At 62.5% G+C, this 13,297-nt stretch carries 12 protein-coding genes; 6 read left to right on the top strand and 6 right to left on the bottom strand.

The annotated features are described in order from the left end of the window. Positions 1-62 precede the first annotated feature (62 nt). Positions 63-1,625: a murein L,D-transpeptidase gene (locus tag Q8M42_RS03690; RefSeq protein WP_304870270.1), complete on the bottom strand. Its 1,563-nt coding sequence runs from the start codon at positions 1,623-1,625 to the stop codon at positions 63-65. 133 nt (positions 1,626-1,758) lie between these two features. Between Q8M42_RS03690 and Q8M42_RS03685 the strand changes: the two genes are divergently transcribed. After that, positions 1,759-2,478 carry a murein L,D-transpeptidase catalytic domain family protein gene (locus tag Q8M42_RS03685; protein ID WP_370692753.1) on the top strand — a complete coding sequence of 240 codons (720 nt, stop codon included), beginning with the start codon at positions 1,759-1,761 and terminating at the stop codon, positions 2,476-2,478. 16 nt (positions 2,479-2,494) lie between these two features. Here the strand turns inward: Q8M42_RS03685 and Q8M42_RS03680 are convergent, their stop codons facing one another. Beyond that, the gene (locus tag Q8M42_RS03680) at positions 2,495-4,279 is read right to left on the bottom strand and encodes a GspE/PulE family protein (protein ID WP_304870266.1); all 1,785 of its coding nucleotides are present in this window, start codon (positions 4,277-4,279) and stop codon (positions 2,495-2,497) included. Positions 4,280-4,411: 132 nt separating this feature from the next. Next, positions 4,412-5,086, bottom strand: coding sequence for a ribose-5-phosphate isomerase RpiA (rpiA, locus tag Q8M42_RS03675; RefSeq protein ID WP_304870429.1), 675 nt, complete (start codon positions 5,084-5,086; stop codon positions 4,412-4,414). A gap of 158 nt (positions 5,087-5,244) precedes the next feature. On the opposite strand from rpiA, the gene ilvA reads away from it, so the two are divergent. After that, positions 5,245-6,759 carry a threonine ammonia-lyase, biosynthetic gene (ilvA, locus tag Q8M42_RS03670; RefSeq protein WP_304870265.1) on the top strand — a complete coding sequence of 505 codons (1,515 nt, stop codon included), beginning with the start codon at positions 5,245-5,247 and terminating at the stop codon, positions 6,757-6,759. 18 nt (positions 6,760-6,777) lie between these two features. Beyond that, positions 6,778-7,218, top strand: coding sequence for a DUF2269 family protein (locus Q8M42_RS03665; RefSeq protein ID WP_304870263.1), 441 nt, complete (start codon positions 6,778-6,780; stop codon positions 7,216-7,218). 223 nt (positions 7,219-7,441) lie between these two features. Here Q8M42_RS03665 and Q8M42_RS03660 read toward each other — a convergent pair whose 3' ends face one another. Next, positions 7,442-8,095 (bottom strand): HAD family phosphatase, encoded by a 654-nt coding sequence (locus Q8M42_RS03660; protein ID WP_305283415.1) that lies wholly within the window; start codon positions 8,093-8,095, stop codon positions 7,442-7,444. 154 nt (positions 8,096-8,249) lie between these two features. Here Q8M42_RS03660 and Q8M42_RS03655 point away from each other — a divergent pair, with 154 nt between their 5' ends. The 3 genes from Q8M42_RS03655 to Q8M42_RS03645 are packed head-to-tail and all read left to right on the top strand — an operon-like array spanning position 8,250 to position 11,909. Continuing rightward, positions 8,250-8,729 carry an RNA pyrophosphohydrolase gene (locus Q8M42_RS03655; protein ID WP_090251327.1) on the top strand — a complete coding sequence of 160 codons (480 nt, stop codon included), beginning with the start codon at positions 8,250-8,252 and terminating at the stop codon, positions 8,727-8,729. Between the two features lie 18 nt (positions 8,730-8,747). After that, on the top strand, positions 8,748-11,027 hold the full coding sequence (gene ptsP / locus Q8M42_RS03650; RefSeq protein ID WP_304870258.1) for a phosphoenolpyruvate--protein phosphotransferase: 2,280 nt from the start codon (positions 8,748-8,750) through the stop codon (positions 11,025-11,027). Positions 11,028-11,039: 12 nt separating this feature from the next. Continuing rightward, on the top strand, positions 11,040-11,909 hold the full coding sequence (locus tag Q8M42_RS03645) for a hypothetical protein (protein ID WP_304870256.1): 870 nt from the start codon (positions 11,040-11,042) through the stop codon (positions 11,907-11,909). A gap of 149 nt (positions 11,910-12,058) precedes the next feature. Here Q8M42_RS03645 and Q8M42_RS03640 read toward each other — a convergent pair whose 3' ends face one another. Further along, entirely contained in the window at positions 12,059-12,805 is a 747-nt protein-coding gene (locus tag Q8M42_RS03640) for an NRDE family protein (protein ID WP_304870254.1), read from the bottom strand. Between the two features lie 3 nt (positions 12,806-12,808). Then, a complete protein-coding gene (locus tag Q8M42_RS03635; RefSeq protein WP_304870252.1) occupies positions 12,809-13,177 on the bottom strand; it encodes a hypothetical protein in 369 nt (122 codons plus the stop codon). Between the last annotated feature and the right edge of the window lie 120 nt (positions 13,178-13,297).

Below are 13,297 nucleotides of genomic sequence, written 5' to 3'. Positions count from 1 at the left end.
TGGCGTTGGCGCAGCTGTCGATGGTGTTGCAAGGTGCGCCGATCAGCGGTCATGGCTGCGGCTCAGTGCGCGTTTGGCGCCAGGGCGTTGACCAGGCGTGCGTCACGGGCGTAGATGTCCGGGTAGTAGCGCAGGGCTCCATCCTTGGTGGCGTCGGCGGTCCAGTAGGCAATCAGTAGTGGTACCGGATGTTGCAGCCGGTACTGCTGGGTGTCGCCACTGGCGATGCGCGTCTGCACGCTGCTCAGCTCATCCGGGCTGAGCAGCCAGGCGAGCAGGGTGTCGACGGCCTCGACCCGCACGCAGCCCGAGCTGAACGCACGCGGGGCCTTGTTGAACAGTTGCTGGCTGGGCGTGTCGTGCAGATAGACCGCGAATGGGTTAGCGAAACGTACGGCGACGCGGCCAAGCGGGTTATGGCTGCCGGCCGACTGACGCAGACGGATCGCCCCGGGGTTGTCCCAGTCGATGCTGTGTGGGTCGAGCAGCGTGCCGTCGCGGTCGAGCACGCTCATCTGCTGGCGTTCCAGGTAGTCGATGTCGTCGCGAATGGCCGGCAGTTTGTCTTCGCGCAGGATGGTCGGCGGCACGGTCCAGGTCGGATTGAGGGTCAGCCGCACGATGCTTGAGGCAAGCAGCGGCGTTTGCCGTTCGGCGCGACCAACCTGGGTACGGGTGCGCCAAAGCAGCTGGTTATTGCGCCGCACCTGTAGTTCGGCGGCCGCGACATTGATCAGCACCTCGGCCTCGCCCATGGAGTCTGCCAGCCAGCGCAGGCGTTCGAGATTGGCGCGCAGTTGCTCGCGGCGCAGCGGTGCGCTGATATTCAGTTCGGTCAGGCTGGCGGGGCCGAGAATGCCATCCGGGTTGAGGCCGTGGTCGCGCTGGAAACTCTCCAGGGCGCTTTGCGTGGCCAGATCATAAGCGCTGCCCAGTTCTTCTAGCGGTACAGCCAGGTAGCTCTGGGCGATCAGCCGTGCGCGCAATGCTGGCAGCCGCGCATCCTTGCCGCCGGGTTTGAGTTGTGCACCGCTGGCCAGCGTCGTCCACGCCTGTAGCGGCTGTAGGCGTTGTTGTGCATAAGCGCTACGCAGCCGCTGATAGTGCACGGTGGCCGGCCGTGCGCTGGCAAAGGCCAGGGGCGGCGTGTACAGGTGCAGCAGGGCCAGGGAGAGGGTCGCCAGTTGCGGATCTGGATTGGTTTGCCCTGGTGCCTGCCACAGCGGTTCCAGGCGCTGTTGCAGCAAGCGGCCACGGCGCAGGTGCAGCAGCGCCTGCAGGTAGCTGTGGCTGGTCAGCAGTTCCGCGCAGTCGCGTTGTTCGGCGAAGCTTTCCGCAACCAGGCTGGGCAGCAGATAGTCGCTGGGCTGCAGGCCGTCATCGGCCAATTGCGCCAGCTGCTCGCGCAATTGCAGCAGCTGTTCGCCGCTCTGCCAGGCCGGTTGGCCGTCACGTTGTGCATAAAAAGCCTGCAGCAGACGCTGAGCATTCTCGTCTAGGCTTGTCGGTAATGGGCTGCAGTGCTGCGTCAGCTGGGCCAGCAATGGGCGCAGATCGGCGCTGGTGGCAAAGGGCGCATCGGTGGCGTTGGCGACCAATGGCAGGGTGAGCAGGGCAGCGCTCATGTAGAGTGTGCGTTTTTTGAACAATCTACTGCTCCAGTCCATGGGCTAAGAACAACTTGGCCGCAGCCAGTATAGGCGGGCGATGGTTGGATCTTGTGACAGGACGTCCGAAGGTACTAGAGGTATTTGCGCAATGTTTGGACGTCTTGGCAGGTTCTGCCTGATTGGATTTTGGCTTTCGTGGATGCCCTTGTCGGCAACCGCCGCCGAGCAGGATGGGCTGCTCAGGGATCTGGCGCTGATTGCGCCTGGTCTTAATCAGCAGGCGCTGCAGCATGCCCTGGCGGCCATGCAGTGCGCGGTCAATCATGGTGCTGAGCCTGCGCGGCGCCTGGCGGTGATCGATTATTCGCGGCCTTCTACCGAACGGCGTTTGTGGATCTTCGATCTGCAGCGCAAGCGTTTACTGCTGCGTGATTTTGTCGCCCACGGCCGCAAGTCCGGGGAGAACTTCGCCGAGGTGTTTTCCAATCGTCTGGACAGTAATCAGACCAGCCTGGGTTTGTTCCGCACCGCTGAAAGCTACAGCGGCAAGCACGGTTATTCCCTGCGTATGGATGGTTTGGAACCTGGGCTGAATGATCTGGCCCGTGAGCGTGCAATCGTTATTCACGGTGCTTCATATGTCAGCTCGAGCCTGGTGCAAAGCCAGGGGCGGATTGGCCGCAGCCTGGGTTGTCCGGCGGTGCGTCCGGAAGTGGCGCGGATGGTGGTCGACCAGCTTAAGGGCGGGCAGTTTCTCTTCGCTTGGCATTCCAATCAACGCTGGTTGCAGGCTTCCGCCTACCTGGATTGCAAGCCGCAGCGGGTGGCGAGCATCCTCGCCCGCCAGCAGCGTTTGCCTCGCAGCTGAAATTCGCGGGCTATGGTTATTTCTGCTCGCTCTGCGGAGTCACCCGCAGCACTTCCTCAATGGTGGTCAGGCCAGCGGCGACTTTCTGCGCGCCGGACAGGCGCAGGCTGCGCATACCTTCCTTGAAGGCGTGGCGGCGCAGGGCGACCAGGTCGGTGTCGGCGGTGATCAAGGGCTTCATCGCATCATTGATCAGCATGATTTCATACACGCCAGCGCGGCCGCGGTAACCGGTGTCGCGGCATTCCAGACATCCGACGGCGCTGCAGGCCTGGGTCGGCAGCGGTGCACTCCAGGGTTTGGTCAGGCTCTGCCAGCCGTCTTCATCCAGTGTCTGCGGTGCCTTGCAATGCGGGCACAGGGTGCGTACTAGACGCTGGGCCATCACGCCGAGCAGGGTGGACTTGAGCAGATAGTGCGGTACGCCCAGCTCCAGCAGGCGAGTGATGGCGCTCGGTGCGTCGTTGGTGTGCAGGGTCGACAGCACCAAGTGACCGGTGAGCGCCGCCTGGATCGCCATCTCGGCGGTTTCCAGGTCGCGGATTTCGCCGACCATGATGATGTCCGGGTCCTGGCGCATCAGCGCGCGCACGCCGCTGGCGAAGGTTAGGTCGATATTGTGTTGCACTTGCATCTGGTTGAAGGCCGGCTCGACCATCTCGATTGGGTCTTCAATAGTGCAGAGGTTCACTTCCGGCGTGGCCAGTTGCTTGAGCGTGGTGTACAGCGTGGTGGTCTTGCCTGAGCCGGTCGGGCCGGTGACCAGGATGATGCCGTTGGGCTGGCTGGTCATGCTCTGCCAGCGTTTCAAGTCATCGGCGGAGAAACCCAGCTGATCGAAACTTTTCAGCAGCACTTCGGGGTCGAAAATCCGCATCACCATCTTTTCGCCAAACGCGGTGGGCAGGGTCGACAGGCGCAGTTCCACTTCGCCGCCGTCCGGGGTCTTGGTCTTGACCCGGCCATCCTGCGGTTTGCGCTTTTCGGCGACGTTCATCCGGCCCAGACTTTTCAGGCGGCTGACGATGGCCATGGTCACCTGGGGTGGGAATTGGTAGACGGTGTGCAGCACGCCGTCGATGCGAAAGCGCACGGTGCCCTGCTCGCGGCGTGGTTCGATATGGATATCACTGGCGCGCTGGGTGAAGGCGTACTGGAACAGCCAGTCGACGATATTGACGATATGCGCATCGTTGGCGTCGGGCTCCTGATCCTGGGAGCCGAGGTTGAGCAACTGCTCGAAGTTGCCCACGCCGCTGATCTTCGTGTCACCGGCCGAGGCGCCGCTGACCGATTTGGCCAGGCGGTAGAACTCCACGGTAAAACGCTGAATATCCACCGGGCTGGCCACCACACGCTTGATCGGGCGTTTGAGCACATGGGTCAGGTTGGCCTCCCAGCTGTTGACCAGCGGCTGGCTGCTGGCAATGGTCACGCTGTCGCTGTCCACTGCCACGGCAAGAATCTTGTGGCGCTGGGCGAAGGCGTAGGACATCAACGGGGTGATGGCGGCGACGTTGATTTTCAGCGGATCAATGCGCAGGAAGGGCTGGCCGCATTGCTCCGCCAGCCAACTGGTCAGTCCTTCCAGCTCAAGCTTCTTGCCCGGGTTTTTCAGGTCGTCGAGTTGCTGGGCCGCGAGAAATTCCAGCGGGTGTTGCTGGTTGCTGACGGCGCTGCGGCGGATCGCCAGGCATTGCTCGGCATTGTCCTGATGGGTCCGACCCTGGGCGACCAGCTCGCGCAGTAGATCGGCGAGCTCCAACTGGCGATCATGGGCGGACGAGACGAATGCGGACATAAAACTCCCTGACGATCCTGATTACGTTTTAACGGCCTGCTAAGCACTGCCGGCAGCATGACGCCAAGGGCGCGTGCTGTCTGCCGACTTGATCCATTTTTGCACAGCCGCCAGCTATTGCTGCTCTAAGCGTCAGGCGCGCTTAAGGGTTTTCACGCCTTCTGCGGTGCCGAGCAGCAGCAGGTCAGCTGGACGGGCAGCGAACAGGCCATTGGTGACCACGCCGACGATGGCGTTGATCTGGCTTTCCAGCTCCACCGGGTTGGTGATCGACAGGTTGAATACATCGAGGATGATATTGCCGTTATCGGTCACCACGCCCTCGCGGTACACCGGATCGCCGCCAAGCTTGACCAACTGGCGGGCGACATGGCTGCGCGCCATCGGGATCACTTCCACCGGCAGCGGGAAGGCGCCGAGCACCGGCACCAGCTTGCTGGCGTCGGCGATGCAGATAAAGGTCTGCGCCACGGCGGCAACGATTTTCTCGCGGGTCAGGGCCGCGCCGCCGCCCTTGATCAAGTTGAGGTGCTCGTCGCTCTCGTCGGCGCCGTCGACATAGAACTCCAAGTCGTTGACCGTATTCAGCTCATACACTGGAATGCCATGGCCTTTAAGGCGCGCGGCGGTGGCTTCGGAGCTGGCGACGGCGCCGTCGAATTCCATCTTGTGCTTGGCCAGGGCGTCGATAAAGCAGTTGGCGGTGGAGCCGGTGCCGACCCCGATCACACTCTTGGCGTCGAGTTTGGGAAGAATAAAGTCGACGGCAGCCTGGGCGACGGCTTGCTTGAGTTGATCCTGGTTCATCATGGGGCCTGGTGTGGGAGTGAGGAAAGGCGCGAATTATAGCGCGGCTGGGCGGCCAGGTGGCCTGAGGCGGGAAAACCCTGCGCGTTATGTGGTCGATCGGCGCGGGGCTGGGGTAGACTCGCGGACTCCCTGAAAAGCCGCCTGCGATGCCCGCCATGCTCGAACAGTACGTCAAGAAGATCCTCACCTCGCGCGTCTATGACGTGGCGGTGGAAACCCCGCTGCAAGCCGCCAACCAGCTTTCCGAGCGGTTGGGCAACCAGATTCTGCTCAAGCGTGAAGACCTGCAGGCGGTGTACTCGTTCAAGATTCGTGGCGCCTACAACAAGCTGGCGCAACTCTCCGCTGAAGAACAGGCGCGTGGCGTGGTCACTGCATCGGCCGGCAACCATGCCCAGGGTCTGGCGCTGGCGGCCAAGGTGCTGGGGGTCAAAGCCACCATCGTGATGCCCAAGACCACCCCGGAGATCAAGGTGCAGGGCGTGCGCTCGCGTGGCGGCAAGGTGGTGTTGCATGGCGACAGCTTTCCCGAGGCGCTGGCCTATTCACTGAAGCTGGTCGACGAGAAGGGCTACATCTATATCCACCCCTACGATGACCCGCACACCATTGCTGGCCAGGGCACCGTGGCGATGGAAATTCTCCGTCAGCAGCCGGGTCAACTCGACGCGATCTTCGTGCCGGTCGGCGGCGGCGGGCTGATCGCAGGGATCGCCGCTTATGTGAAATACCTGCGCCCGGAAATCAAGATCATCGGCGTCGAGCCGGACGACTCCAACTGCCTGCAGGCCGCCATGGCGGCCGGCGAGCGCGTGGTGTTGCCGCAGGTTGGGCTGTTTGCCGATGGCGTGGCGGTGGCGCAGATCGGTCAGCACACCTTTGACGTGTGCAAGGACCATGTCGACGAGGTGATCACCGTCAGCACCGACGAGATCTGTGCAGCGATCAAGGACATCTACGACGACACCCGTTCGATCACCGAACCGGCTGGCGCCCTCAGCGTGGCCGGGATCAAGAAGTACGTGGAGCGCGAAGGCTGCAGCGGCCAGGTGCTGGTGGGTATCGACTCGGGTGCCAACGTCAACTTCGACCGCCTGCGCCACGTCGCTGAGCGTGCCGAACTGGGCGAGAAGCGCGAAGCCATCATTGCCGTGACCATCCCCGAGCAACCGGGCAGCTTCAAGGCGTTCTGCGAGGCCATCGGCAAGCGGCAGATCACCGAGTTCAACTACCGCTACCACGAGGATAAAGAAGCGCACATCTTCGTTGGCGTGCAGACCCACCCTGAAAGCGATCCGCGCGCCGCGCTGGTGCAGGGCCTGCGCGAGCAGGGCTTCCCGGTACTGGACCTGACCGAAAACGAGCTGGCCAAGTTGCATATCCGCCATATGGTCGGCGGTCATGCCGCAGCGGTGCCGGATGAATGCGTGTATCGCTTCGAGTTTCCCGAGCGGCCGGGCGCGCTGTTTAATTTCTTACAGAAATTGGGTGGGCGCTGGAATATTTCGATGTTCCACTACCGCAATCATGGCGCTGCCGATGGTCGCGTGGTGGCGGGCCTGCAAGTGCCACAAGCCGAGCGCCATCTGGTGCCGGCGGCGCTGGAAGCCATCGGCTACCCCTATTGGGACGAGAGCGATAATCCGGCGTACAAACTCTTTTTAGGCTAATCGGCAGGAGCTGAATCGATGGAACATTACCCACTGCTGAAAATGTTGCACATGTTGCCCGGCATCCTCTTGCTGGTTGGGGTGGCGGTGCATCTGTTTATGTTATGGAAAGCCTCACGTGGCGCTGATGCAGCCGTTTTGCAACGCAAGTTGAAACGCACCCGTCTGATTAGCATGCCGGTTCTCGGACTGCTGGCCCTAAGCCTGCCGGTAACCGGCTGGTTGCTGGTTGACCTGATCGGTTGGCCGTTGAGCCAGACCTGGCTGCTGCTCAGCAGTGTGCTGTTTGCTGTGTTGATGGTGGTCGGTTTGTTGCTGGCGGGCCGCCTGAGCGCCTGGCAAGCCTTGAACGGCACTCCGGCACCCAAGCGCCTACTGGGCTTCTGTGCGGCCTATGCCGGGCTGATCGTGCTGCTGTTACTAGTGATCATGGGGCTGATGGGCGCCAAGCCGGCCTGACCAACACCCAAACAAAAACGCCGCCTGATCAGGCGGCGTTTTTATTGGGTGGCTGTCAGCCTCGTAGCCCGGATGCAATCCGGGGGAACAATGTCGGCTGCACAACCGATCCCCGGATTGCGCCGGAGCTTATCCGGGCTACGGGCCTATGCCCGAGTGTCCACGGGAAACGCCATAGCATGGGCCGAGTCGCGCAGGTTGAGCGCAGCGATACCCATCAATCTCAGCGCAGCGAAATCACCGGCCAGCCGCGTTTTTCCGCTTCGGCGCGCAGCTTTGGATCGGGGTCGACGGCGAAGGGGTGGGTGACCTGTTCCAGCAGTGGCAGGTCATTCAGCGAGTCGCTGTAGAAGCTGCTGTCAGCCAGGTTCAGGCCGCTTTCCGCCAGCCAGCGGTTGAGGCGGGTGACCTTGCCTTCCTTGAAACAGGGCACGTCGGTGGTACGCCCGGTATAGCGGCCGTCCTGCATTTCACATTCGGTGGCCAGCAAGGTGTCGACACCCAAGCGCGCGGCAATCGGCGCGGTGACGAAGCGGTTGGTGGCGGTGATGATCAGCAACTTGTCGCCGGCTTCGCGGTGCTCGGCCAGCAGTGCTTCGCCTTTGGCGAGGATGATCGGCTCGACGCAATCGCGCATAAAGTCGCGGTGCCATTGCTCCAGTTGGGCCATTTCCGTACGGCCGAGGATTTCCAGGCTGAAGTTCAGGTAATCGGTGATGTTCAGGCGGCCGGCCAGGTAGTCCTGATAGAACGCATCGTTGCGCGCCTTGTAGGCGATGCCGTCGAGGATGCCGCGCTCACACAGGTAGTCGCCCCAGGCGTGATCGCTGTCGCCGCCGAGCAGGGTGTTGTCGAGATCGAATAAAGCCAAACGCACGGGGCACCTATCATCGCAAGGGTCTGAGGGCGCTGAGGATAGCGGCTTTTAGAGGTCATTCCTATTACGCGGGACGCTCGCGTTGCTGCTGCCGCGGCCTTTGTGGAACAATGCCCGCATGTCTTAAATTCAGGCGTTTACGAGGTTGTGTGCCGTGATCGATTCCGATGGTTTTCGCCCGAATGTCGGCATCATTCTGACCAATGATGTCGGCCAGGTGCTGTGGGCGCGTCGGATAAACCAGGACGCTTGGCAGTTCCCGCAGGGCGGGATCAATGACCATGAGTCGCCGGAAGAAGCGCTGTACCGCGAATTGAATGAAGAAGTAGGCCTTGAACAGCAGGATGTGAAAATTCTCGCCTGCACCCGGGGCTGGTTGCGTTATCGTTTGCCTCAGCGCCTGGTGCGCACGCACAGCCAACCGCTGTGCATCGGGCAGAAACAGAAGTGGTTCCTCCTGCGTTTAACAGGTGCAGAGGATCGGGTACGCATGGACCTGACCGGTAAGCCGGAGTTCGACGGCTGGCGCTGGGTCAGTTATTGGTACCCGCTGGGCCAGGTGGTGACATTCAAGCGCGAGGTGTACCGTCGCGCCCTCAAGGAACTCGCTCCGCGCCTCTTGGCGCGGGACTGACACAGGCTAGAGCCAAGCATGCTCAATACGCTGCGCAAGATTGTCCAGGAAGTAAATGCCGCCAAGGACCTCAAGGCGGCGCTGGGCATTATCGTGCAGCGGGTGCGCGAGGCCATGGGCAGCCAGGTCTGCTCGGTCTATCTGCTGGACCCGGAAAGCAATCGCTTCGTGCTGATGGCCACCGAGGGCTTGAACAAGAAAGCCATCGGCAAGGTCAGCATGGCGCCCAACGAGGGCTTGGTCGGCCTGGTGGGTACCCGCGAAGAGCCGCTCAACCTCGAACACGCCTCCGAACACCCGCGCTATCGCTACTTTGCCGAGACCGGTGAGGAGCGTTACGCCTCCTTCCTTGGTGCGCCGATCATTCACCACCGCAAGGTGATGGGTGTATTGGTCATCCAGCAGAAAGAACAGCGCCAGTTCGATGAGGGTGAAGAAGCCTTCCTCGTCACCATGAGCGCGCAGCTCGCCGGGGTTATCGCCCACGCTGAGGCCACGGGCTCGATCCGCGGTCTGGGTCGGCAGGGCAAGGGCATTCAGGAAGCCAAGTTCGTCGGCGTGCCAGGCTCGCCCGGTGCGGCCGTGGGCACGGCGGTGGTGGTATTGCCGCCGGCCGATCTGGAAGTGGTGCCGGATAAAACTGTCGATGACATCGCCGCCGAGCTGACCCTGTTCAATAACGCCCTGGAAGGTGTGCGCAGCGATATGCGCGCGCTGTCGGCGAAGATGGCCACTCAGCTGCGCCCCGAAGAGCGCGCGCTGTTCGATGTATATCTGATGATGCTGGAAGACGCCGCCCTAGGTAACGAGGTGGTCAAGGTCATCCGCACTGGCCAGTGGGCCCAGGGCGCACTGCGCCAGGTGATTGGCGAGCACATCAATCGTTTTGAACTGATGGACGACGCCTACCTGCGCGAACGCGCCAGCGACGTCAAAGACCTTGGCCGGCGCCTGCTCGCCTATCTGCAGCAGGCGCGTCAGCAAACCCTGGTCTATCCGGACAACTGCATTCTGGTCAGCGAAGAACTGTCGCCGGCGATGCTCGGCGAAGTGCCGGAAGGCAAGCTGGTCGGTCTGGTGTCGGTGCAGGGTTCGGGCAACTCGCATGTGGCGATCTTTGCCCGGGCCATGGGTATTCCCACGGTAATGGGTGTGGTTGACCTGCCGTACTCGAAGATCGACGGCATTCAGCTGATCGTCGACGGTTACCACGGCGAGGTGTTCACCAACCCCAGCGAAGTGTTGCGCAAGCAATACGCCGAAGTGGTCGAGGAAGAGCGCCAGCTGGCCCAGGGCCTCGATGCGCTGCGTGCCTTGCCGTGCGAAACCCTCGATGGCCACCGCATGCCGCTGTGGGTCAACACCGGCCTGCTCGCTGATGTAAAGCGCGCTCAGGAGCGCGGTGCTGAAGGTGTTGGTCTGTATCGCACCGAAGTGCCGTTTATGATCAAGGAACGCTTCCCCAGCGAGAAGGAACAGCTGGCGATCTATCGCGAGCAGCTGGCCGCCTTCCACCCGCTGCCGGTGACCATGCGCAGCCTGGATATCGGCGGTGACAAGGCGCTGAGCTACTTCCCGATCAAGGAAGACAACCCCTTCCTCGGCTGGCGCGGCATCCGCGTCACCCTCGACCACCCGGAAATCTTCCTGGTGCAGACCCGCGCCATGCTTAAAGCCAGCGAAGGCTTGAACAACCTGCGCATTCTGCTGCCGATGATTTCCGGCATTCAGGAGCTGGAAGAGGCGCTGCACCTGATTCACCGTGCCTGGGGCGAAGTGCGCGACGAAGGCACCGATGTGCCGCTGCCACCGGTTGGGGTGATGATCGAGATTCCGGCGGCGGTCTATCAGGTGCGCGAGCTGGCACGCCAAGTCGACTTCCTCTCGGTCGGCTCGAATGACCTGACCCAATACCTGTTGGCCGTAGACCGTAACAACCCGCGCGTAGCCGACCTCTACGACTTCCTCCACCCGGCGGTGCTGCAGGCGCTGCGCCTGGTGGTGGCCGGTGCCCATGCCGAAGGCAAACCGGTGAGCATCTGCGGTGAGATGGCCGGTGACCCGGCGTGCGCGGTGTTGCTGATGGCCATGGGCTTCGATGGCCTGTCGATGAACGCCACCAACCTGCCCAAGGTGAAATGGCTGTTACGCCAGATCAGCATGGGCAAGGCCCAGGAATTGCTGGGTCAGGTGATGAGCATCGACAATCCGCAGGTGATCCACAGCACCCTGCAACTGGCCCTGCGCAACCTCGGCTTGGGCCGCATGATCAATCCGGCGTCGGATATCCAGGCGTGAGCGCCCCCGCTCGTGCTGAACCCTGCAGATAAGCGCCTGGCGCTGCGCCAACTGGCAACCCTGTGCCTGTCGGCGGCCAGCGCACTGGTGCGTCAGGGCCAGAGCCTGTGGGTGCTGGCCGACGATGCGCTGGTGCTGCAACGCTACAGCCTGAGGGGCGACTGGCAGGCCGAGTTGACCCTGCTGCCCGGCGAGTTGCCCGAGGATGCCAAGCAGCGCAAACGTCTTAAACCTGACTTCGAAGCGTTGCTGTCATTACCAGGCGACTGCCTGCTGGCTCTCGGTTCGGGTTCGACCAAGCGCCGCTGCCGCGGCTGTCTGGTTGAGGCCGGCAGCGTGCGCGCTATCGACCTCAGCCCCTTGTACCAGGCGCTTGCCGAGCACTTTCAGGACCTGAATATCGAAGGCAGCGTGGTCTATCGCGAGCAGTTGCTGCTGGCGCAACGTGGCAACGGTCGTGGTCGGGAGAATGCCCTGGTGCTGCTCGATTTACCCCAGGTGCTGCGCGATCTGCAGGATGGGCAGCTGAGCGCCGCCGCGCTGCAGCGGATTGTGCCGCTGCCATTGCCTGAGCTGGACGGCGTACCGTTGAGCCTGACCGACCTCAGCGTGGCGCCCAGTGGCGCGCTGTATTTCACCGCGACGGCGGAGGCTACCGACTCCAGCTACCTCGACGGTGCCTGCGTTGGCAGTGTGCTCGGGCGGCTGGATGCACAGCTGAGCATCGTCGAGCTGAACCACCTGACGCCGGTGGTGAAGATCGAGGGGCTGACCTTTCAGGCCGATGGGCGGCCGTTGCTGGTGGCCGATGCCGACGATCCGACGATTGCCTCGCCGCTGTTTACCCTTGATAAATTCAGCGAACCTGCCCACAGCAACTAGCATGCCGTTGAAAAACTACCTGCGTTGCCATTGCGGCGTTAAAAACAGGCTCAAAATGCTCATTTACAGCTCGTAAACTCCGCTTTTTCGCCTGTTTTTGCCTTGCACTGGCTGCCTCGCCAACGTTTTCAACAGCCTGCTAAGCGGCTTCAGCAGTGCACAACCACCTCACCTAAACAGCTGCCATTGCTGCCGAACGTACGCTCGGCCAGCACGCGGCTGCCGTCGGCATTGACGATCAACGCAGTACTGGCGCGGGTGCCGTAGGTGACGCTGGCAATAAACACGCTTGACAGCAGGCGTTCGCCGGTCAGGCCGATACCGGTTTGCGGCAGGTCAGCGTCTGCCGCGCGGGTGGGGTCGGCCAACAGCTTGAGCAGCATCTGCGGATGCGGCTCATGCAAGCCGTTGTGCAGCGCCTGCTTGGCCCGCTGCAGCTTGGGCCAGGGCGTGTCCAGATCGGCATTCGACAGGCCGTGCACGCCTTCCGCCAATGGTGTGGCGCGCCCGGTTAGGGAGTTGAAGTGCCAGAGTTGCTGGCGGTCGCCGAGCAGCAGGTTGAAGCCGCTGTAGTGGCGGCGCCGCTCGTGCAGGTCATGCAGAAAATCTTCGACGCTAAGGCTGCCGGCGAGAAAGGCTACCGGCAGCTCGCCCCGTGAGCGGCTGCCCTGCGCCTGGCCAGGGTCGCGAATATTAGTCAGGGCGGCAAAGCGCCCGCCGGGGCCGACGCCTAGCCAGGTGCCGCCGGCCTGCAGATCGCGTCCGGCAAACACTCCCGGCACATCGGGCCATTCGGCCAGAGGCTGGCTGGGCCGTTCATAGAATTCATCGCGGTTGGCGGCCAGCAGTAGCGGCTGGGCATGACCCGGTCGCCAGGCCAGGACGATCAGGCACATGAGTTAGCTCCTTAACTTCGCCAGCACGCCGGCGTTGTCCAGTTCGTTGCCCAGGTGCAGGCGTACCTTGCGCGCGCCGCAGCCCAGGCCGAGTTCCAGCAGAATGCGCTCCTCGACCTGCGACAGACCGCCTTCCAGGCGCTCCAGTGGCTGGATCAGCAACTGCGGTGAGCGGTTCAGACGCAGCAAACGCTTGGGCAGGATTTCCTCGACGCCGCGCTGCAACAGTTGCTGCGCCGCCGCAAAATCCGCCACCAGCAGGCGCTGATTGCTGAATGCCGGGTCGGCCTGCAGGTGCAGCGCGCGGCCACTTTGCAGGTGCGTCAGGTGCATCTGGTTACAGCTCAGCTTCAGGTACAGGGTCGGGCGCATGCTGGTCTATTCCACAGGCGATGCGGGCACTTTACGCAAAGCCTAAGCGGACATCCATCGCCCAAAGTAGAGTCCGGCCCTGTGCATCCGTTACCATGCCGGATTGTTTGTGGGGGTGCT

It is taken from the genome of Pseudomonas sp. (assembly GCF_030684895.1).
In the GTDB taxonomy this organism is placed as follows: domain Bacteria; phylum Pseudomonadota; class Gammaproteobacteria; order Pseudomonadales; family Pseudomonadaceae; genus Aquipseudomonas.
This window is presented reverse-complemented; position numbering and strand designations above follow the sequence as displayed.